We start from the raw sequence: 21,415 nt of genomic DNA on the forward strand, positions 1-21,415 counted from the left end.
GTTATCCTGGGAAGTGCAATCGGCGGGGGTTATGGACTCTGGCGGTCCGTGGGTTCTCGCGGGTAGGGGGAGGAGGAAGGCGCTTTCACGAGCAATTGTTGCTGAAAATAGCGACGATACAACTCGCAACTTATTCTAACTCGTTCCCCTTCCAGTTTGACGAGTCCGAGACTTTCTAATTCATAGGCGAAAATGGAGGGTAATTTCAAGGGGCGATCGGCTGTGAGTAACTGTTGAAAGGCAGCGGTTAATTCGCGATTTCGTTGCAAAATTGCCAGCTTGCGGCGCAAGCGATCGCGATAAATCCCGGCTTCGGTATGGGCGTTTTCTAACAGTTGCTTCACCGTCAGGTTTTGACGACAGAAGTGATAAAGGGCGAGGCGCACTAATGCGGGATGCCCGCCGACAATCGCCATCAGTTGTTTGGCTTGGGTTCCTTCTTTCCAGTTCAATCCGTGACGCCTTGCTAATTCTTGCACTTGCGATCGGGTAAATTCTGGCAGTTTTAACGGCATTCCAATATTAAAAGGGGATTGATGCAATTGCAAATCCACGTAAACTTCCGTCGAATATACCACCACTAATCGCAAGTTTTGCCAGCATTTCACCTGTTGCGATCGCTCATACCAGGATCGTAACAAGGGTAAAAATTCTCCGGCAACTTCGGCATATTTGAATATCCGATTGATTTCATTAAATGCCAAAATAACTGGCGTTTTTATCCGTTGCAGCACATAGGCTTCAAAGTAAATCGTACAGCTCAACTTGCTGCCGATATCTTCATCCCAATATTCATCGAGTTGCGGGGTTAAATTTAACCCTTTGCTGACCAGTTTGCTAAACCACCGCAAAAATTTATCTAAATCGGTTAAAATGCTGCGCTCGACTTGTTGAAAATCTACATTAATGGTGGCATAGCCTAACTGCGCGCCCCGATCCACAATCCGGTTTATTAAGGAGGTTTTTCCCATTTCTCGGGGCGCTTTTATTCGCAAAATGCATCCGGGTTTTGCAATTTCCGCATACGCCAGTTCTTCAATGGGGGGACGATTGATATAAAAAGGGGAATTCAGCGGTACTGGACCGCTGGGATATTCTAAGCTTTTCAGATCCGGGGGATAAAACATTTCCCGTTCGATTAATACTTTCCAGTGGGGCTTCAACTCCAGTTTCTCGATTTGGCTGCGAAAATTGTCTTTGCTTATCTGCACCTCGAGCAATTCCGAAATGCTTTGCCATAACCGCGCCCCGGTGGTTTTCAGATAGTCGCATTCATACTCGGAGGATTGAGCCATGTGGGTATAGGTCTTTCCTTCCCACCCTTGGCGCAGAATTCGTTCTTGGGCGGGAGTTAGATTTCTCTGCTGCATGACTCGCAATAAACTCATTAATTCATCAAGGGTCATTAGAAATGTCTCTAGAAAGTTGCATATTAACAATGGAAAATAAAATATAATACCCGTTCGTCTGGAGTTGTACCCTCCTCCCGGAGGAAACTCCGCTACCTTTATGGGAATTATCCCTCATCGGCTGTGTTCTGAGTCCACAGATGGGATAGAGTTGGGAAACAGGGTAACAAAATTTGCAAATATTTCCGACACGGAGATGAAACTTGTTACGTTTTCTATTGACAAATTGACCAAAGTATCGTATAGGGTGGTTGCGATGGGGAAGCGGCTATGGAGAAGGATGCTCGAAACGCCCGCTGAGAGAAGATTGCGCTTCAATTTGGGCGAAAGTGCCGCACCATCCCTGCGGATGGATTCCGCACGGCTTGCCTGCGATGGGGGAGAAAGGGGCGATCGCCGTGAGTGGAGAGGTTCGTGCAGTAACAAGAGGGAGGGATGTTTGTGGGTTTAGTAACAATTTGAGTAACAAAAATTTGAGAAAAAAACGATGGGAGATGACAAAAACACTCCCTGACGGATCGCGGCAGCATAACTGTGCTAAACTAACTACCAAAATCTAACAGAGGTCTGCATGTAGGTACGCGGGACGCAAGGTTGAGCTGGAATTTCCAGAAGGCTCGGCTCAGGCGATCGCACAGGAAAACCAAGAATCAGGGAGGGTGTCGATGTGGGGGGGATCGCCAATGGGTGATTTCAGATAAAATCAACCGGAAATTACCCACTCCTTTACATTAAAAACCACCATCAGGATGCGGTGACAATCAAATTTTCTTGGAGCTTCTAAAAAAAGCCGAAAGAATCAAGACTTTCATGCAGCAAAAAAAGGGGAAATGCATATCACGGTTGCACAGCAAACCTTCGGGGGTTTGGGGGAAAATGACATTAGAAATAAATGGAAAAAGTGGCTGGAACATGAGGCAAATGCTCGATGAAATCAGCGAGGGTCTGTTGTCCATTGACGGCGATAGCTATGAATTGCTTTACTGGAATCGAGCAGCGCAAACCCTCTATCGGTGTGGGGATGAGGAATGCAAAGAAAATCCAAAGTGCTGGCTCGAAGCTATCTACGACGCCGATCGCGATCGGGTAATCGCAGCGATCGCCTCATTTCTCGAAGGCGAAGACAATCCCGAGGCGCGATCGCCGCTCACCCTGGACTACCAAATTCTCTATCCCGATCGAAAAATCACCTGGGTGCGCCACAAATTCTGGCGCAGTCAGGATGAAAACTGCCCCCGGCACCTGGATAGCATTATCACCGAAGTTGGCGTGGGCGTCGTCGCCACCGTGCCGGAAAATACCCCGCCAACAGATTCTCCCGACCCGAACCCACCGCCTTCCCTCGATTTTTTTCAACAGATCCCCTCCCTCGCCGCTTTGGTGCCGAAAATTCTCTACGAGTATATCCATTACGCCGATGGGAGGGAAGAATTTACTTACCTCAGTTCTGAGTGTGAGACGATCTGCGAACGAGACGCCGAGGAGATTCTCGCCCAAAAACTCCCCCTATCGCACTTCGTTCATCCCGAGGAGGTAGATTCTTTCCAGCGCTCCTTCGATCGCGCGCGCCAAAGCCTCGGGCAATGGAAACGACAGTGGCGCTACATTGCTCCGTCGGGAACTATAAAGTGGCTGTTGGGAATCGCCAAACCGATCGCGCAGCCCGAGGGAGCGATCCTTTGGCAAGGGATTATCCTGGATATCACCACCCAAAAGCCAAGGGAAAAGACGTTTTCGCACAAAGTGCGATTAAAAGAATTGCGATCGCAGATCGGATGGGCGCTGAGCGGAGGGGAGAATCGGTCGCAGATGCTGCAACGCTGCACCGAGGCGATGGTCAAGCACCTCCAGGTGGCGTTTGCCCGCGTTTGGCTCTTCAACCCGAACGACAAAATGCTGGAACTGCAAGCCAGTGCCGACCGAAATTCTCACATAAAGAGCGGTGATGCATCCCTGCCGATGGGGCGCTGGGAAATCGGGCAGATTGCCGGGGAAAGGAAACCCTACCTCACGAATGATTTGCTAAACGATCCGTTGATTCCCAATAAAGACTGGGTGAGGCGAGAAAAGATGGTGGCATTTGCCGGCTATCCGTTACTCGTAGAAGGCCAGGTCGTGGGGGTGGTGGTGATGTTGTCCCGGCAAATACTCGAGCCAGAAACCCTCGACATCCTCGCCGAAATCACCCAGGATATGGCGGTGGCCATCGAGTTGAAAAACGCTACAGAAGCCTTGCAAACCACCTCAGAACGGTTGCAGGTGGCGCTCGAAGGCAGTGGGTTGGGCCTGTGGGATTGGAATCTGGCCACGGGGGAAGCCTATTTCGACCCGCAGTGGAAAAAAATGCTCGGGTACGAGGTGGAGGAGCTTGAAAATCACTATCGATCGTGGGAACAGTTGGTACATCCGGAGGATTTGCCGAAAGCGATCGCGGCCCTGGAGGCTCATTTGCAAGGGCACAGTCCGATATATGATGTAGAAATTCGGATGTTAAGCAAATCCGGGGAGTGGAAGTGGATTTTATCTCGGGGGAGGGCATCGCAACGATCCGCGTCCGGAACCTTTACGCGACTGGCAGGGGTAAATAAAGATATCAGCGATCGCAAACACACCGAACAAGCCCTATTAGACAGCGAAAGACGCTGCCGCGCAATTTTTAATTGCAGTTTCCAATTTATCGCCCTTTTGCAACCCGATGGCACTATCATTGAAGTCAATCAAACCGCCCTGGATTTTGGCGGAATCGAGGCACATTATATCCGAGGACGTCGGTTTTGGGAGGCTCATTGGTGGCAGATTTCTCCCGAAACACAAAGGGAATTAAAAGCAGCGATCGCCCGGGCAGCAAAGGGAGAATTTATCCGCTATGAAGTAGAGATTCAAGGCAAAGAAAACATCCGGGCAACAATTGATTTTTCCATTAAACCCATATTCGATAACGCGGGTCAGGTGGTATTATTAATTCCCGAAGGGCGCGACATCACCGAACAAAAACAAGTGCGCGAAGCATTAGCGTTCAATGTCAAACGGTTAAATCGCGTGTTATCCGCCGCCGATGATGGATGGTGGGAATGGAATATCCTCACCGGCGAGTGCTATTTTAGCCCGCGATGGGAAAGGATGCTGGGCTACCAACCCAATGAATTATATCCCCATATCAGCACTTGGGAATCTCTGATGCATCCGGAAGATTTGCCCCTAGCGATCGCCCAAATCAACCGCCATTTTGCCGACTCGAATTTTCCCTATTCTATCGACCTGCGGATGCAAGCGAAAACCGGCGAGTGGAAATGGATATTATGTCAGGGAAAAGCAATCGAATGGGATGACAGCGGCAACCCCACCCGGATGATGGGAATACAAAAGGATATCTCAGGGCGCAAACAAACTGAAGAAGCCCTGCGAAAAAGCAAAAAACAACTGCAAGACGCGCAAAGAATCGCCCACATTGGCAGTTGGGAATACAATGTGGCCACCGAAAGAGTTACTTGGTCTGAGGAAGTGTTTCGCATTTTTGGGTTAGATCCCGAACTCGGAGAACCGAGTGTCTCGGCACATTTAGAGTATATTCATCCCGCAGATCGCGAATTGTGGCAACGAGAAATTGGCGTCAGCATCGCCCGGGGAACGAGTTTTAATTTCGATTATCGGATTATCCGTTCCGATGGCAGTTTGCGCTATGTTAACGGTATCGGCGAGGCGGTATGCGACGATCGCTCTCAAGTGGTGCAGCTTCTCGGTACGGCGATCGATATTACCGAACGCAAGCAAACCGAACAAACATTGCGCGATCGCGAGGAATTTTTGCGGAGTATCTACGAAGGAGTAGATGTGGGCATTTTAATTGTTGATGTCTTAAAACACCAAACCTCAAATTCCGCCCCTCCAACCTATCAATTTCGCTATTCCGGGGTCAACCCGAAAATGGCACGGAGCAGTCAAATTCCGGTGGATTATTTACTGGGAAAAACCCTCGATGAAGCCCTCCCCTCCTCCGTGGCAACCCAACTGCATCAGCGTTATCTCGCCTGCATGGAATCTCGCCGTCCGATGTCTTGTGAAGAATGCTTTGACCTGAATGAAACTCAAAAATGGTGGCTGCTCACCTATAATCCCTTATCCAATTCTGAGGGAGAAATTTATCGCATTGTCGTCACTGCTACGGATATCACAGAACGCAAAGAATCCGAAGAAGCCTTGCGCGAGAGCGAAGCCCTATTTCGCGAACTCGCCGCCCGAGAAGAACTGATCAATCGCTTGGCCATTCAAATTAGAAAGTCTTTAGATATCGAGAGTATTTTAGAAACTACAGTGCGGGAAATCCGCAGTTTGCTGCAGGTCGATCGCTGTCATTTTGCCTGGTATTGTTCTGGCGAAACAGGGGAACCATTCTGGGAATTAGTGAAAGAAGCAAAAAATCCAGACCTGCCTACTTTACTCGGTCGCTATACCGTAGACCAACTCGATCCATTAGCCGAAAAATTGTTAAATAAAGAATGCGTCAAAATCGATAATGTCCGCGATGAATCAAATCCCAATTTGCAAGAATTATTAGTTGCATCGGGTCATCAATCGGTATTGTTGTTGCCAATCGAAACTGAATCGGGGGAAATTGGTTTAATTGGCTGTACGCGAGATACGATCGCCCAAGCTTGGGATGCGGAGGACGTAGAATTATTGCACGCCGTCTGCAATCAACTGGCGATCGCGATCGACCAAGCCCAACTTTACACTCAATCTCGCGAATCCGCCCAACTCGCCGCCGCAAAATCTCGCCAACTCGAACAAACCTTGCGCGAATTGCGAACCACCCAAGCTAACCTGATTCAAGCCGAAAAAATGTCAAGCTTGGGTCAAATGGTGGCGGGGGTCGCTCACGAAATTAATAACCCGGTAAACTTTATTTATGGCAATCTCATTCATGCCACCGAATCCATCCACGAGGTGTTAACCTTGATTCGACTCTATCAGCAGCATTATCCCCAACCCACCCCGGATATTGCCGAGGAAATCGAGCTGATGGATTTGGAGTATCTGATGGGAGATTTGCCGAAGATGCTCCAATCCATGAAAGTAGGAGCCGATCGCATTAAAGAAATTGTCAAGTCTTTACGCATTTTTTCCCGCTTGGATGAATCGGAACTCAAAGAAGTGGATATCCATGAAAATATTGATAGCACGTTAATGATATTGCAAAATCGCCTCAAGTCAAAAAGCGATCGCCACGCGATTTCGGTGATTAAAGACTACGACAATTTACCCGCGATCGAATGCTATCCGGGTCAGCTCAATCAAGTCTTTATGAATCTGCTCAGTAACGCGATCGATGCGTTGGAGTCATCGGTCAATAGTCATTCGTCATCGGTCAATAGTCATTCGTCATTAGTCACTGGTTCTTCGTCATCGGTTACGGGTTTAAATAACCAAGGACAAACAACAAATGACCAAGGACAAATGACCAATGACCAAGGACAAATGACCAATGACCAAGGACAAACAACAAATGACCAAGGACAAACAACAAATGACCAAGGACAAATGACCAATGACCAAAGACAAACAACCATTCGCATTCGTACCCAACTCACCGATGAAAATACAGTAAAGATTGCAATTGCGGACAATGGAATGGGGATGAAACCGGAGGTTTTGGGGAAAATTTTCGATCCGTTTTATACCACCAAATCCGTGGGGTCGGGCACGGGATTGGGACTGTCAATTAGCTATCAGATTGTGGTGGAAAAACATGGCGGGCGTTTGTACTGTACCTCCCAGTGGGGAAAGGGCACCGAATTTATCATTGAAATTCCCCGGCGACAACCGTAGGAATTGACTTAAAAGCCTCCGTCAATCGAGGTGCAAAATAATTTGCATCTTGGCTTAAGGTAGTGTAGTATAAAACTGAGGGGAATGTGCGGCAAGAGAAAGTCATTCCAGAAAGCGATCGCCCTGGATATGCAGCCAAAGAATGCAAAAATCAATGAAGCGAAAATGGGTTTAACAGCGGTGGAGGGTAGCGCGATCGCGCCCGTAGCGTTTCGACTCGTAAAGAGCGGTTTCAGCCGCATTTAACAGGAGAATCAAGTTATGTTCGGCTTGGGGAATGGTGCTTCCCACCCCCAAACTGACGGTAATCACTGGGGCGGGAAAAGCGCTGAGGCGATCGGTGTCATGGGCGATCGCTAAATTTTTCACCGCCACGCGGATTTTTTCGGCGATTTCCATCGCGGTTTTGCCATCAGTGGCGGGTAACAGGACTGCAAATTCTTCCCCACCATATCGCGCCACTAATGCAGCAAAATGAGGCACTACTTCTAGGATAGCACTAGCCACTTGTTGCAAGCAAAAGTTTCCGGCAATTTTGCCAAAATTTTTATTGTAAAGTCGAAAACAATCCAGGTCGCATAAAATCAGGGAAAGCGGCATTTCTTGCTGTTGTAACCGAGACCACTGCTGTTGCAAGTGCTCCTCAAAATAGCGGCGATTTGCCAATTGAGTCAGTTCGTCTCGATAGTATAACCGAGTCAAGGATTCGTTTTCGCGCTCTAACTGTTGCAGGCGTTGCGCCAGGGAAATCGGGGCATTGCAGACGGCTGGTGCGTGAAAATACTGGGCATATAACTGGCAGCTTGGGGTGATGCGATCGCCCACCATATTCACCAATCCCATACTATCCAACTTATAGGCGATAATCGGTTCTACTGTTACCCCACTTTCCCCACTGGCGATCGCCTCCTGGAATGCCGCCAATAATTCCGGTTCCGCTTGCAAAATATTAAAATATCGCCGCAAATGGTCGTTATAAATTCCGCCTTCAGTGGGTGCCTGTTGCAATAGTTTTTCAAAACTTAAATTTCCCTCAGCAAGATGATAAAATGCCAATTGGACTAAATAGGGATGTCCTCCCACCACGTCCAGCAGTTTTTGCGCCTCCTGGGACGTAAACCATGCCAGTTTGTAGCGCTGGGCCAACTCCTGCACCTGGTCTAAATTCAACGGCGGTAACTTCAAGGGCTGACCCACATTAAACGGAGATTGATTCAGGTTCAGCGGAATGTAAATTTCTGTAGAATAAGCCACTACCAGACGCAGTTTTTGCCAAGCTTGGACCTTTTTGGCTTGTTCGTGCCAAAATCGCAACATCGGCAGAAAATCCAAAGCAACTTCCGGATATTCAAACAAGCGATTGACCTCGTTCAATACCAAAACCAAAGGCGCTTTTATTTGCGGGATAAGATAGGCTTGGAAATAAATCGTGCAACTGACTTTACTGCCAATTTCCTCATCCCAATACTCCTCCAGTTTAGAGGTCAATTTTAATTTTCGGGTAATCAGGGCACAGAACCAGCGCAAAAGTTTATCTAAAGAAGCAAATACAGCGACATCGGCTTGCTGAAAATCGACCTCAACCTTGTGGTATCCCAGATTGGTGGCGCGATCGAGAATTCGCAGAATCAGGGAGCTTTTTCCCATTTTCCAAGGAGCTTTAATGCGAAGCACGCTTCCGGGTTGTAAAATTTCTTGATAAGCCAGGGTTTCAACCGGGGGACGCTCGATATAGAATAGAGAATTAAGGGGTAACGGCGCGTTGGGAAATTCAAAAGAAAACCGTTCATTTTGTGCCGCCACCGCCCGGATCGCAAGCTGCTGTTGTTGTCGCGTCAGGGGGCGCGATTCTAGGAGGCAGCGAAAGTTTGCTTTCTCAATTGGTTCTCCCCAAATATCGCTCGCCACTGACCACAACATTGCCCCGATTTTCCGCAGATATTCCGCACCATAATACTTCTCCCTCGCCATTTTGCTGTAGCTTTTTCCCTCCCAGGAAGCACGCAGCACGAAAATTTGCACTTCTGTTAGTGGCACCTCTAGACTGAGATTAATCAGTTGGATGACTTCATCAATAGTCATGGTTCGCAATTCTTAGTTTTGCCTACCCAAATTCCAGCGGTTCTGAAGACATTCCCTGTATTCATTACCGGGATTAAATCCTCGGGTCAGAGACTTTGGCAAGCAGTTGGCTTGCGTCGGTCGAACCTTTCTGCTGAATTGTTGCATATTTTATCGCGATCGCTTGGTTTTGCAAGAAAAAAATAGCGGCGAAATGTCATCAATAGTGGTTGTATGCTTCTGGAGAAGGGGCTAATCTCATGGCTTGACGTTTAGGCAAATCTATGATAAAAAAAAGCCCAGCACCCGGATGGGGGTGGGGCGTTGGCCTTCCAAGTGCGCCTGGGGCGATCGAAATATCTTGTTCCCCGGTAATAATGCCCGTCAGCAGAAAAATGGCGGAAAATTGTAGGGGATTCGCAACCCCTTACCCTGACGGGTGGAGAGGGTCAATTTTTCTCTGCAAACCAGCCATGAAAAATCATTAGGGTCAATAACGGGTCAAATCTATCGTTCGCCTTGCAGGGAATCAAGCAAACCCATTAAAATTATAAACGGTGGTAGATGATTCTGCCGCGCGAGATTTTTTTAAATTCATGGGTTGAAAGGAAAAAAGACAATGAAACTAGATCCGGATCTGTTAACGCGCTACTTGCATCGGCTTCGCAATCAATCAGAATGGATGACACTCAACGAAGTGGGGGAGACGTTAAAAATGGATCGAGCCACGTCGCGACGCTATACTAAACTGGCGATGGAATGGGGACTGGTGGAACGGCAACAACAGGAAAATCAACCCACCTTAGTTCGCGCCACGGAGAAACTGGTGGAACTCGATCCCAGTGAAGTGCGATCGGTGGTAAACACCCACTGTGCTAAATAAGATTATGCAACACAATTCCTTTTCCGCTGCAGTTCCCACCACTGCCGAAGCGATCGCGACCAAGCGAATCCAGTGGTTTCGCCGCCGCCTGCAGGGTTGGGCACAATCTCATCGACGAGATTTTCCCTGGCGGCGCACTAGCGACCCCTATGCGATTTTCGTGGCCGAATTTATGCTACAGAAAACCGCTGCAGCAACCGTAGTGCCGATTTACGAAACCTTTCTGGCGCAATATCCCAGCGCGATCGCCCTCGCCGCCGCATCGGTAGAAGACCTCACCGAACTCTTGCAACCCTTGGGTTTGTCCTTTCGCGCCCAACGCCTGCATCAGTCGGCGCAGATAATTTGCCAAGAGTATGGGGGGCAGATCCCGCGTCAGGAGTCGGAGTTATTGAAATTGCCTGGGGTCGGTCCGTACACGGCGCGATCGATTTGTGCCAATGCCTTCTGTGAACCCAAGGCAGTGTTAGATACCAATGTAGCTAGGATTTTGGAACGCTTCTTTAATATAGAAGGGGGTCGGGTAAAATTCCGATCGCCCCTGTTGCAGAAAGTTGCTACCCTTGTAGCCCCCAAACGAGACGTGGGCGCTTGGAATCTGGGGCTACTTGACTTTGCGGCGGCAGTTTGCACCGCTAGGAACCCTCAGTGCGATGAATGTCCCCTGCGCCAGCAATGCGCTTACCCGCAGGGAGAAAAAAGCGCCCGATGCGGATGAGTCAGGGGCGGTTTATTCGCACTGGTCGTCGTCGCAATAGTTGTAGTCCTCCCAGTGGTCCCAATCGTCATCTTCCACTTCGCAGCTATCCACCGCGATCGCCTCCGGGGTATCCAGGCGCACCGATTCGTAATATCCTTTGATTTCGCGATTGAAAAATTGACCCACGGAATCGGATTGCTGGAGGTATTCCCAGGTTTCGGTTTCCACCTGGGAATACTGGTAAACCGATCCGTTGTTAAATTCCACTTGCAAGACTTCCCGTTGGCGATCGTATCCCACCGCCTTCGCCATCGATGAGCAAACCGGCAGCATGGCGATCGGCGTCTCAGTGGCCGATAATTGAGCCGGTTCGGGACTCCCCGTCAGTTGCGCCCCTGGGTTTGTCGCCAGAGAAGAGACTTGTTTGAGTCCCTGGTATGCCGCCGGTGGTGCGTTCAGTTCGAGATATTCCACCTCATCCCCTCGGTCGATCAGCAACCCCAGGCGATCGTCCTCGTGACCCACCGCCACCACATTGCTCAGGTCAATCTTCGCCAGTTTCATCAGCACTCTCCTAATTCCTTTCTCTCTAGATTGATTTTTTAATCAATTTCCAGGATAGCCAAAGTTGATTCTTTCGTCAATGCCGAAAGGTAGAGAACCGCCGGGGAGAATTAAGAATTAATAATTAGAAATTGTAAATTGGGAATTGGGAATTATTTGCCTTTTCAGGTGATGCGGAAAACGGGGGAATCGATCGCCGCCTGCGCTTCTCCTCCCCGGGGGGTCTTCCCCCATCTCTTGGTATTGGCTTTAAAGTACAGTAAACTCAGAGGTTGCACGATTCGAGCCTTTTACCGGACTAGAGGGAGAGATTGACCTTGGGTATAGAACTACGCAGTTATGTATTTATCGATCGCTTACAACCACAGCACGCCGCATATATTGGAACGGTATCCCTGGGATTTTTGCCCTTACCGGGAGATACCTCATTGTGGATCGAGATTTCGCCGGGGATCGAGATCAACCGAATCACCGATGTGGCATTAAAATCCACCTCAGTGCGTCCTGGGGTGCAGTTTGTAGAGAGACTGTATGGGCTTTTAGAAGTGCATTCCGAAGCACAAGGGGAGACGAGAACCGCAGGTCAGGCGATTTTAGAAGCCTTAAAGTTGCAGGAACGCGATCGGCTCAAACCGCGCATCGTATCCAGCCAAATTATCCGCAACATCGATGCCCACCAAGCGCAATTGATCAATCGAAATCGACGGGGGCAGATGTTATTGGCAAATCAAACCCTCTACGTATTAGAAGTGCAGCCGGCAGCCTACGCGGCTTTAGCCGCCAACGAAGCGGAAAAAGCAGCATTGATTAATATTTTACAGATTCAAGCCGTCGGCAGTTTTGGACGTCTCTATTTAGGCGGCGAAGAGAGAGACATTTTAGCTGGATCTGCGGCGGCGGTAGAAGCGATGGAGAACATTGTTGGGCGGGAAAATCCGGCCAGCTAAAAGAGCGAATCAGGCACGGAATAACCCGCGTAAAAAACGCCGCCGAAGCCAGGAACGATTAGCCCTCCGACTCATCCGAACCCCCAGCCACCGACTCTTCTAGAGCCAACCGCTGTTCGGCATTATGCAGAAAATATCCGCTCATCATTGCCGAAGCCAAAAGCCGACTGAGGTTTTCAGCAGTGGTGGTGATTTCCATTTGGAAATGTTCCGGCGGCAATACTCCTAACATGCCTCTAACGTTGCGTTCCATCACCTGAGCGGCGGAAGGAGAAGGTTTCGACATGTTGGCGAGGGCTTCTGGGTTGAGGGATTGCAAGTATTCCCACAGCAGATTGCGATCGTCACCGTTGTGATTGATAAATTCCGGGTTGTGGTTAGAGAGATTGTTCATGGTTTGTTTGCAGATTAATGGGTTGCTGTTTTGCTTTTCTATTAATAGACTAACAAGTTCTCCGGGTGAGTTCTAGTCAGTAGAACCGAACCCATGAGGCGGGTTTTTCGACTTGGAGGGAGTCCCCAGTCTTTGTAATAGGTCCGAGAGGGATTTGGGGGGCTACAGGAAAGCATTTGCCACCCAGCACACAGAGTGATGGAAGAGGGAGTTATGGCTGTTCCTGTCCGGCCCCTAAAACTCGGGAAAACCCTTCGATCTGAAATTTTAACTCGTTCCCAGGTTCCAGGTTAGGGAGGCTTCCCCTGAGGCGAAAGCCGACCCACAGTCAATATGCAACCTGACTGGCTTGCCTAGCAGAAAAGATAACCAAAGTCAAGCGTTTCTCATTCAGTTAACCGAACGGCGATCGCGACGGTTTTCCGCACTCAAACCAGATTGACGAAATGGGAAGTAGGTTTTTAAATTGCTGAGTAAGTGCTGGCATTCGTTACCGATTACTCAACCAGCGCGGTGTTATTGTGCCTCGTTGTTGATATATTTCTTTACCGAAAACAGGAGAGAATTACATGCGGATTGCCCAAATCGCACCGTTATGGGAAAGCGTTCCCCCGCCGGGATACGGCGGTATCGAACTGGTGGTGGGTTTGCTCACCGACGAACTGGTTCGACGCGGACATGAAGTTACCTTGTTTGCCACAGGGGATTCCATTACCCTCGCTAAGCTCGAATCCGCTTACCCGCGTGCCCTGCGCCTGGACGAGACAGTAAAAGAACCCGGCGTGTATGACATGCTGCAACTGAGTCAAGTGTACGAACGGGCAGGGGAGTTCGACGTGATTCACTCGCACATGGGGGCCACGGCGTTACCCTTTGGCAATCTGGTAAAAACGCCCACGGTTCATACCCTGCACGGGATTTTTACTCCAGATAACGAAAAGCTCTACACTCATGCAGCCCAGCAAGCGTATGTGAGTATTTCCGATGCCCAACGGGAACCGAGATTAAACCTCAACTGCGTCGCAACGGTTTATAATGGCATCGATCCGGCGATTTACGAGTTTAATCCCCAGCCGCAAGATCCGCCGTATTTAGCCTTTTTAGGGCGACTTTCGCCGGAGAAAGGACCTCACCTCGCCATTGAAATTGCCAAGCGCAGCGGATGGCGGTTAAAGATGGCGGGGAAAGTGGATGCGTGCGATCGCGAATTTTTCGAGCGCGAGATTAAGCCGCAAATTGATGGGAAACAAATTGAATATTTAGGAGAAGCCAACCACGCCGAAAAATGCGAATTGCTCAGGGGTGCAGTGGCGTTGCTGTTCCCGATTATGTGGCGCGAACCCTTTGGGTTGGTGATGATAGAAGCAATGGCGACGGGAACCCCGGTGATTGCGATGGAAATGGGGTCTACACCAGAAGTGATTGAGGATGGAAAAACGGGATTTTTGTGTCGTAGCGCCGAGGAATTCATCGCCGCGCTGGATAAAGTGGAGAAATTAAACCGGGTCGATTGTCGCGATCGCGTGCTGACAAAGTTCAGTTTCCAAAGCATGACCGATGGCTATGAAGCGGTATATCGCGACATTCTAGCACAACGGTTTGCGAAAAACGGCCACCTGCCCAGTTTAAATGCGGCGTAAGCGTTGATTGGTCATTGGTCAATGGTCATTGGTCATTGGTCATTGGTCAAAGGACAAAGGACAAATGACAAACTTTCCCGAAGCGCCCGTATGGGTCGAGCATTGCCCCTAGATGCGAGGCGGCTTCGGGTGGGTTGAGCTGTGAGAGAATTGCCCTTTTTCCTGTGTATTTCGTCCGCTCGGGGGTGGGATAAGACCGTCTGCCTCCGAGGGACGGGGCACAGAGACAGACATCGATCGCCCTACCCCGATGGCGGGAAGCGACGCGGTGTCACTGCAGCTTGTGAATGGGAGGGAGAAAGCGGCTACAGCAGTTTTGGAATGTCATCGCACATAGCCGGACTGTTGTTTTTCCCGAACGATGCCTAACCCTTGTTTCAACGCTTCCAAGCGATCGCTCATCCAGTGAGGATCCGGAATCAGACCGGCAATGCCCAATTTTTCCAAGCGTTTTTTGACTTTGCCGGTTGCGCCAACGACTATCACATTTCGCCCTGCATTAATGGCTTCGTGAATTGCATTTTCAATAGCCAAAGAAGACGTGACGCCCAGAATTGGAACTTCGCTCAAATCCACAATTAACACATCATAATTTTCAATCGCTCTATGTTCTCTAGAAATTGCTTTAGCGACGCCAAAAATCATCGGACCGCTCAGATGGAAGAGTAAAACCCGTCCATTTGCTAAATCTAAGGTTTGCTTTTCTTTGGGGGTGAGAACGATGCTATCGTCAGCATCAGTAATGGCGGTAACATACTCAGATTGGTGTTCTTCCAGGCGAGCGATCGTCAAGATATTGGCGATGAAGACCCCCACAGCGACGGCCACCATTAAATCCACAAAGACGGTGAGCGCCACCACACTATAGACAATGCCGGCTGCCTTCCAGGAAATTTTGTGAACCCGTTTGAGGAAACCCCAGTCAATAATATCGATCCCAACCTTTAAGACAATGGCCGCTAAAACCGCAAGGGGAATGCCAGAGGTTAAGGGAGCTGCCCACAACACGACGATCGACAGTGCAAGAGCGCGAATAATGCCGGATAAAGCCGTGCGGCCTCCTGCTTGGATGTTCACCACCGTAGCGGTGGTTGCGCCAGAACCGGCAATTCCACCGGAAAAGCCCGTCATCAAATTGGCAATCCCTTGGCCGATTAATTCTTTGTTTGATTTATGTTCGTGACCGGTCAGACTGTCAGAGACCAAACAGGTTAACAGACAATCAATCGAACCGACCATTGCCAACACCATAGAGTTCACAAACATTAACCGCAAGTTGTTCCCATCAAAGGTGGGCATCTGGAGTTGAGGCAAACCCGGTTCTATTTCTCCAATTGTAGCAATGGTGCGAATGTCAATGTCCCTAAAGAAAATCCAACAAATGGCGGTTCCGATGAGTAAAGCCACTAATTGCGGCGGCACGATTTTTTTCAGGCGTTCCGGGTAGAAGAAAAGAATCGCGAGGGTAGTTGCGCCTAAAGCGGTTTCCCAAAAATTGAGGTTGAGAACCAGGTTGGGAAGTTCCTGGATAACGACAAGCACGCCACCCGAAGGCGTTTCTTGACCTAAAAATGGAGCAATTTGGAGAAAAATCAGAATCACGCCAATTCCGGTCATAAAACCAGAAATCACGTTATAAGGGAGCATGGTGATATATCTGCCCAAGCGCAAAACCCCAAACAGGATTTGAAAAATGCCGGCCATCATTACCACAGTAAATGCCATTGCCAGACCGCTGTCTGGGTTATTAGCCATCAATTCGGCAATCACTGCGGTGATAATTACCGTCATCGGGCCGGTGGGTTCGGAGATGAGGCTTGGAGCGCCTCCAAATAAAGAGGCGAAAAATCCCACTAATATGGCTCCCCATAAACCGGCAGAAGCACCAGCCCCAGACGCGATCCCGAAGGCGAGTGCCATTGGTAATGCCACTACTGCTGCGGTTAAACCGCCGAAAAAATCTCCTTTAAAGTTACGAAAATGGATGGTATTGGTTATTTGCATGAAAAGTGTCCTTGATGGAACATTACGCTAACTTCATCAAAATTGAGCTAACAAAAACATCATACCGGAATCTTGCAAATTCTCAAGCGTATTTGAATCTTGCTATTTCCGAAAAATCGATGGGAAATGTGGGGATAAGCGTCAGCCAGGAGGAGTTAAGAAGCTGATATTGGGTGGGGTTATAGAGGAGGCGATCGCGGTGTGGAGTTTGCCGTTTTGGCGGCGAGGGAGTGGCTCAAATCCCACTGCTTGCCACTTTTTCTGGCATCGAGGGGAAAGAAAAAACCCGCGATCGCAGTTACGGCGGGTTTGGATCCGGGGCTAAAAAAAGATTTAGCCCCGGATAAAAAGCGATCGCGCAGTGCAGCGACTCGCGCCGCCGACTTATCCACACTCAGTCCAAAGCCGAGTTGCAACATCTATCTGTATAGCAACCAGGGAACTTTTCCGCGACTTCCAGGCGCACCAGCGGACAGGAGAGGATTGAAATCGGCTACAATAAAATAATTTCACCCCTCGAATTAGATTGCTACACTTTAGAAGCAAAGGTTAAAATAGAAACGGCAGAAGTAATCGCCATTAATTTTGCCATTTTTGTTTGTCAACTGTGACTCTAAAAAATCGATTGTAGGACTATGCCAGAAACGATTGAGATTGAAGGCAGAATTTTCGTGCCTGTAGAAGACGCACCGATTGCAGAGTGCAAGAGTGTGCTAACCGAACGCCCACAACCCACTCTAACCCTGAAAGACGACGATCTATTTTTAATTACCGATAGCATCGGCAATATTTCTGGTTGCTTAACCGACGAGCGTCAGGGGAGTATGGGGTTATTCTGCCACGACACGCGGTTTTTGAGTCGTTTAGAACTGCAAATCGAGGGACACGCGCCGATTTTGCTCAGCAGTAACGCCCGCAAGGGGTTTGCCATGTCGGTGTTATGCACCAATCCGCGCATCGAAGATGGCGTGAGTGCCGAAACCATCGGAATTCAACGAGACATCGTACTCAATGGCGGATTGTTTGAAGAACTCAAAATCACGAACTATAACACCACCCCGGTGCAGTTTGAATTAAGCCTGAGCTTCGATTCTGATTTTGTAGACTTGTTTGAAATCAGAGGCGTGCCGCGCAATGCCCGGGGGCAACGCTTGCGCCTAGTGGAACCAGAAGGCAATTCCCATGCCGAAGCACAAACCGATTCTCCGGAACAAAGCACGGAACAGAGCGAAACCGAACAAAAGCGACGGGAAGGGCGGATGTATTCCGAAGTACACTTATCGGCGCAAAATGAACTGATTCTAGCGTATAGAGGGCTAGACGGTTCGGTGATGGAGTCGCGGCTCAAGTTTTTCTATCGCCAACCCGACTGCATGAAGGGATATACAGCAGTGTGGTCGATGAAACTAGATTCTCACGAAACGCAACAGTTAGGCTATCGCCTGCAACTGCTGACCGATAACCGACGGATCACCTCCGGAGACCCTCCGGGCAGTTTGGTGCAAGCAAAGGCAACCGTGCTGATGGAGGAAGAAGAATGGCGCGCGAAGGCAACTCGGACTCGCACGAATAATAAAGCAATTGATGAGATTATCGAGCGAGCAGAGGAAGATATTTACTTGTTGCGGCAAGGATGGGGGAAAGGAAAAGCCCTTTCTGCAGGGATTCCCTGGTTCTCGACCCTGTTCGGACGCGATTCGTTAATTGCTGCATCCCAGACCTTGATTTTAGATCCGGCGATCGCCAAATCTACCCTTTCCACCCTTGCCGAATATCAAGGCAAAACCTACGATGACTGGCGCGAGGAGGAACCGGGGAAAATTTTGCACGAAATCCGCTTGGGAGAAATGGCGCGCTGCAATGAAGTGCCCCATACCCCCTATTACGGCACCGTAGATGCGACACCGTTATGGTTGATGCTGTATGCGGAATATTATGACTGGACAGCGGATGGAGAAACCTTAGAGCGTTTGTGGCCGAATGCCTTAGCGGCGATGGAATGGATCGATCGCCAATGCGAAAAAACCGGGTATGTGTCTTACCATCGCCAATCCCAGCGCGGATTGCTCAACCAAGGATGGAAAGACTCGGGAGATTGTATCGTCAATCGGGAAGGGAAACTGGCCAGCGGCCCGATCGCCCTGTGCGAAGTGCAAGCCTATGTATATGCCGCCAAAATCCGCCTCAGCGAAATCGCCCGCATGAAGAAACGGCTGGATCTGGCGGAACGCTGGGAAGAAGAAGCACGAGAGCTGAAAACCCGTTTCAATCGCGATTTTTGGTTGGCAGACCAGGATTTTTGTGCCTTAGCCCTGGATGGGGAAGGACATCCGGTGGATAGCATTACCTCGAATCCGGGTCAGTGTTTGAGCTTGGATATCTTTACCCCGGATCGCGCACAAAGTGTGGCAGAACGGTTGCTCGCGCCGGATATGTTCGGTGGATGGGGAATCCGAACCCTGAGCAGTTTGTCTGCCGCATACAATCCCATCGGATATCATACCGGGTCCGTGTGGCCTCACGATAATGCGCTGATTGCCGTGGGATTGCGATCGCTCGGATATGTGGATGGGGCACTGGAAGTAGCACAAGGCATCCTGGACATGACCATCCATCAACCCTATCAGCGTCCCCCGGAACTGTTTTGCGGCTACGATCGCACCGAAGGCATCGAACCGGTTCAGTATCCCGTGGCTTGTTCCCCGCAAGCTTGGGCCACTGGCAGCGTTTTCCAGTTTATCCAAATGATGCTCAATTTGGTGCCCGATGCCCCGGGAAATAATCTGCGGATTATCGATCCGGCATTGCCCGAATCGATCGAACGTTTATCCCTGCACAATTTAAGGGTCGGGTCCACCCTGCTGGATTTGGACTTCGAGCGCGTTGGCACCACCACCGCTTGCCGCGTGACCAAGAAACGCGGCAACCTGCGAGTGGTCATCGAAGCATAAGCGATTAGCGACTCAAAGCAGGGGATAAAAATCGCGCCTCCTGACTCGTTCCCAGGCTCCCATGACTCGTTCCCAGGCTCCCGCCTGGGAACGCCCCATGACTCGTTCCCAGGCTCCCGCCTGGGAACGCCCCACCGGAGGCTCCGCCTCTGACTCGTTCCCAGGCTCCCGCCTGGGAACGCCCCACCGGAGGCTCCGCCTCCTCCAGACGCCCTCGGTGCGGGACTCGGAGGCTAATTTTAATGCCTGCATGTGATAGCCAGATTCCGGATTATTGCCCCGAACCGGAGGTTTGGGGGATTGAGGTTGAAAGACGCGCCACCACCATTGGCGGGTTTGAGCTGGAGAAAATAGCCGTGCAATGTTTGGTGGCGTCTGGTCAATCCGTCGGTTTTTGTGCCCAGACCATTTGAATTGCTGACTTAAGGCATAGGCAGAATTCTGTCGAAAAGTAGAGACAGGCACCGCAGTGCAATTTGTACCATAGGCTATGGAGGTTCATGCCTCTTTCTTTTAAATTCACATTGAAATTTGGAGACCATAAAAATGGCACCCTTAGATATTCTGATTGCCTGGTTAGTGACCTTTAGCAGTTTGATATTGATTTCTCAATTGCCCTTGGGCGTAGACATCGATAACCCGGTGAAAGGATTGATATCCGCCGCTGTGTTGGGGATGTTAAACGTGCTGGTGTTGCCGATTCTGAAAGCATTATTTTTTATTCCCAACGTGCTGACCCTCGGATTGCTTTCCGGTGTGTTTGCGTTGGTGATGAATGTGGCGATTTTCTACTTTGCCGCGCAACTGGTGCGAGGATTTCGCTTGCGGATGGGAATCTGGAGTGCCGTGTTTGGCGCGCTCGCCCTGGCTTTAGTCAGTAACTTTATCGAAACGGTGCTGATTTAATGGCACTGCCAAACGGCTGAAATATCAATTTTTTTCTCGCCAATTTTCTGTAAAATTGATAAAATTTGACAGATTTTCTGTCAGTCAATACAAAAGTAGGGTGGGCGATATGCCCCCCTACTGTCAATCCGAGCGGGAGAAATTCGAGAAGATTGATTAAGGAAGAAATCTATCCAAAGCGGCTTTTAATTCCTCGATTTCTACTTCAATGTTACCCTCTTGGGCAGCTCGGCCAATGCATTCGCTCAAGTGTTCGTCTAAGACAATTCGCGCTACGCGATCGAGTGCGCCGCGCACGGCGGCAATTTGTAATAAGACTTCCGGACAGGGGCGACTCTCCTGTACCATTGTTTTGATTCCCCGGATATGCCCTTCAATCCGCGATAAACGGTTGACAATGCGCCGCAGGGATTCTTCGCTGTGAACGTGCGGATGGATATCGCCCTCGTGAGTATGAGGAGTTGCGGTGGGCAACTGTTCGCGATCGGGAGTTTCCTCGGGCCAAGGATGAGATGCGGATGGGTCAGATACAATCATCGGTGCTTTTATTTACCAGCAGAATATTGAGTATTCTAGCTTACCAGAATGTAAGCGCTTCGTCTTCACCCTGTAGGATGGAAAAACTTAGGAAAAATTGTATATTAAATATTTGATATTAGAAATTGCGCCACGGGCGATCGCTGCCCCGCAACTCGTCCCGATTTGCCGGAAATCACCACGTCGTGCCACATCTGGAGAAGAAGGAGGGCTGAAGCCTTCCGTGAGGGCGGATGCATAGGGGTTGTTTTCAATCATTTGCCCTAGGGGGGGATAGTCAATTGCCCCACCATTGGTGGGGGTCGCTCATCGGAAAATGAGGTCAACTGAGTGGCGCGATAAAAGTTGAGGAATTCTCGATTGCCTCTCAATTATAGCTAGTCTAAATGATTCATGCAATTGATATGGGAGTGCGAGCTTCCAGCTCGCTTGTCAGTGTAGGGAGCGAGACGCTCCCACTCCCGTTAAGAATTGTACAACTAATTTAGACCTGCTATATTTATAAATTTATTAAGCAAGGATGCAAATTATTTTGCACATTTATTGGGGGGAGGCGGAGCCTCGGAAGGGACGTTCCCAGGCAGGAGCCTGGG

The 21,415-nt window shown here is 49.6% G+C and carries 16 protein-coding genes; 7 read left to right on the top strand and 9 right to left on the bottom strand.

The window, feature by feature from the left end; translation table 11 throughout:
- Positions 1-29: 29 nt before the first annotated feature.
- Positions 30-1,406, bottom strand: coding sequence for an AAA-like domain-containing protein (locus LKK83_RS07480; RefSeq protein WP_324630388.1), 1,377 nt, complete (start codon positions 1,404-1,406; stop codon positions 30-32).
- Between the two features lie 879 nt (positions 1,407-2,285).
- Between LKK83_RS07480 and LKK83_RS07485 the strand changes: the two genes are divergently transcribed.
- A complete protein-coding gene (locus LKK83_RS07485; RefSeq protein ID WP_324630389.1) occupies positions 2,286-7,235 on the top strand; it encodes a PAS domain-containing protein in 4,950 nt (1,649 codons plus the stop codon).
- Positions 7,236-7,406: 171 nt separating this feature from the next.
- Here the strand turns inward: LKK83_RS07485 and LKK83_RS07490 are convergent, their stop codons facing one another.
- On the bottom strand, positions 7,407-9,317 hold the full coding sequence (locus LKK83_RS07490; protein WP_324630390.1) for an AAA-like domain-containing protein: 1,911 nt from the start codon (positions 9,315-9,317) through the stop codon (positions 7,407-7,409).
- Positions 9,318-9,915: 598 nt separating this feature from the next.
- Between LKK83_RS07490 and LKK83_RS07495 the strand changes: the two genes are divergently transcribed.
- On the top strand, positions 9,916-10,179 hold the full coding sequence (locus LKK83_RS07495; RefSeq protein WP_324630391.1) for a transcriptional regulator: 264 nt from the start codon (positions 9,916-9,918) through the stop codon (positions 10,177-10,179).
- Between the two features lie 4 nt (positions 10,180-10,183).
- Positions 10,184-10,897 (top strand): helix-hairpin-helix domain-containing protein, encoded by a 714-nt coding sequence (locus LKK83_RS07500; protein WP_324630392.1) that lies wholly within the window; start codon positions 10,184-10,186, stop codon positions 10,895-10,897.
- A 12-nt stretch (positions 10,898-10,909) separates the two neighbouring features.
- On the opposite strand, the gene LKK83_RS07505 is transcribed toward LKK83_RS07500, so the two are convergent.
- Positions 10,910-11,443 (bottom strand): KTSC domain-containing protein, encoded by a 534-nt coding sequence (locus LKK83_RS07505; RefSeq protein WP_324630394.1) that lies wholly within the window; start codon positions 11,441-11,443, stop codon positions 10,910-10,912.
- Positions 11,444-11,760: 317 nt separating this feature from the next.
- On the opposite strand from LKK83_RS07505, the gene LKK83_RS07510 reads away from it, so the two are divergent.
- Positions 11,761-12,390 (top strand): hypothetical protein, encoded by a 630-nt coding sequence (locus LKK83_RS07510; RefSeq protein WP_324630395.1) that lies wholly within the window; start codon positions 11,761-11,763, stop codon positions 12,388-12,390.
- A 58-nt stretch (positions 12,391-12,448) separates the two neighbouring features.
- On the opposite strand, the gene LKK83_RS07515 is transcribed toward LKK83_RS07510, so the two are convergent.
- Entirely contained in the window at positions 12,449-12,784 is a 336-nt protein-coding gene (locus LKK83_RS07515; RefSeq protein WP_324630396.1) for a DUF760 domain-containing protein, read from the bottom strand.
- 569 nt (positions 12,785-13,353) lie between these two features.
- Between LKK83_RS07515 and LKK83_RS07520 the strand changes: the two genes are divergently transcribed.
- Positions 13,354-14,424 (top strand): glycosyltransferase family 4 protein, encoded by a 1,071-nt coding sequence (locus tag LKK83_RS07520; RefSeq protein WP_324630397.1) that lies wholly within the window; start codon positions 13,354-13,356, stop codon positions 14,422-14,424.
- Between the two features lie 324 nt (positions 14,425-14,748).
- Here LKK83_RS07520 and bicA read toward each other — a convergent pair whose 3' ends face one another.
- Together bicA and LKK83_RS07530 are read right to left on the bottom strand one after the other, a co-directional pair.
- The gene (gene bicA / locus LKK83_RS07525; protein WP_324630398.1) at positions 14,749-16,428 is read right to left on the bottom strand and encodes a bicarbonate transporter BicA; all 1,680 of its coding nucleotides are present in this window, start codon (positions 16,426-16,428) and stop codon (positions 14,749-14,751) included.
- A 179-nt stretch (positions 16,429-16,607) separates the two neighbouring features.
- Positions 16,608-16,847, bottom strand: a complete 240-nt coding sequence (locus LKK83_RS07530) for a hypothetical protein (RefSeq protein ID WP_324630400.1) — start codon at positions 16,845-16,847, stop codon at positions 16,608-16,610.
- A 216-nt stretch (positions 16,848-17,063) separates the two neighbouring features.
- On the opposite strand from LKK83_RS07530, the gene LKK83_RS07535 reads away from it, so the two are divergent.
- Positions 17,064-19,379: an amylo-alpha-1,6-glucosidase gene (locus tag LKK83_RS07535; RefSeq protein ID WP_324630401.1), complete on the top strand. Its 2,316-nt coding sequence runs from the start codon at positions 17,064-17,066 to the stop codon at positions 19,377-19,379.
- Positions 19,380-19,391: 12 nt separating this feature from the next.
- Here the strand turns inward: LKK83_RS07535 and LKK83_RS07540 are convergent, their stop codons facing one another.
- Positions 19,392-19,844: a hypothetical protein gene (locus LKK83_RS07540; protein ID WP_324630403.1), complete on the bottom strand. Its 453-nt coding sequence runs from the start codon at positions 19,842-19,844 to the stop codon at positions 19,392-19,394.
- A gap of 81 nt (positions 19,845-19,925) precedes the next feature.
- Here LKK83_RS07540 and LKK83_RS07545 point away from each other — a divergent pair, with 81 nt between their 5' ends.
- Entirely contained in the window at positions 19,926-20,285 is a 360-nt protein-coding gene (locus tag LKK83_RS07545) for a phage holin family protein (protein ID WP_324630404.1), read from the top strand.
- 156 nt (positions 20,286-20,441) lie between these two features.
- Here LKK83_RS07545 and LKK83_RS07550 read toward each other — a convergent pair whose 3' ends face one another.
- Both LKK83_RS07550 and LKK83_RS07555 read right to left on the bottom strand, forming a co-directional pair.
- Positions 20,442-20,822 carry a metal-sensitive transcriptional regulator gene (locus LKK83_RS07550; RefSeq protein ID WP_324630405.1) on the bottom strand — a complete coding sequence of 127 codons (381 nt, stop codon included), beginning with the start codon at positions 20,820-20,822 and terminating at the stop codon, positions 20,442-20,444.
- 87 nt (positions 20,823-20,909) lie between these two features.
- Positions 20,910-21,080, bottom strand: coding sequence for a hypothetical protein (locus tag LKK83_RS07555; RefSeq protein WP_324630406.1), 171 nt, complete (start codon positions 21,078-21,080; stop codon positions 20,910-20,912).
- Positions 21,081-21,415: the final 335 nt, after the last annotated feature.

The sequence above is a fragment of the Phormidium sp. CCY1219 genome, assembly GCF_035615515.1.
GTDB lineage: Bacteria > Cyanobacteriota > Cyanobacteriia > Cyanobacteriales > Laspinemataceae > CCY1219.

Bases quoted from the DNA above. Each gene is read 5' to 3' on its own strand.
- LKK83_RS07480 (WP_324630388.1), bottom strand. From the start codon at position 1,406: ATGACCCTTGATGAATTAATGAGTTTATTGCGAGTCATGCAGCAGAGA.
- LKK83_RS07485 (WP_324630389.1), top strand. From the start codon at position 2,286: ATGACATTAGAAATAAATGGAAAAAGTGGCTGGAACATGAGGCAAATG.
- LKK83_RS07490 (WP_324630390.1), bottom strand. From the start codon at position 9,317: ATGACTATTGATGAAGTCATCCAACTGATTAATCTCAGTCTAGAGGTG.
- LKK83_RS07495 (WP_324630391.1), top strand. From the start codon at position 9,916: ATGAAACTAGATCCGGATCTGTTAACGCGCTACTTGCATCGGCTTCGC.
- LKK83_RS07500 (WP_324630392.1), top strand. From the start codon at position 10,184: ATGCAACACAATTCCTTTTCCGCTGCAGTTCCCACCACTGCCGAAGCG.
- LKK83_RS07505 (WP_324630394.1), bottom strand. From the start codon at position 11,443: ATGAAACTGGCGAAGATTGACCTGAGCAATGTGGTGGCGGTGGGTCAC.
- LKK83_RS07515 (WP_324630396.1), bottom strand. From the start codon at position 12,784: ATGAACAATCTCTCTAACCACAACCCGGAATTTATCAATCACAACGGT.
- LKK83_RS07520 (WP_324630397.1), top strand. From the start codon at position 13,354: ATGCGGATTGCCCAAATCGCACCGTTATGGGAAAGCGTTCCCCCGCCG.
- bicA (WP_324630398.1), bottom strand. From the start codon at position 16,428: ATGCAAATAACCAATACCATCCATTTTCGTAACTTTAAAGGAGATTTT.
- LKK83_RS07530 (WP_324630400.1), bottom strand. From the start codon at position 16,847: ATGTTGCAACTCGGCTTTGGACTGAGTGTGGATAAGTCGGCGGCGCGA.
- LKK83_RS07535 (WP_324630401.1), top strand. From the start codon at position 17,064: ATGCCAGAAACGATTGAGATTGAAGGCAGAATTTTCGTGCCTGTAGAA.
- LKK83_RS07545 (WP_324630404.1), top strand. From the start codon at position 19,926: ATGGCACCCTTAGATATTCTGATTGCCTGGTTAGTGACCTTTAGCAGT.
- LKK83_RS07550 (WP_324630405.1), bottom strand. From the start codon at position 20,822: ATGATTGTATCTGACCCATCCGCATCTCATCCTTGGCCCGAGGAAACT.
- LKK83_RS07555 (WP_324630406.1), bottom strand. From the start codon at position 21,080: ATGATTGAAAACAACCCCTATGCATCCGCCCTCACGGAAGGCTTCAGC.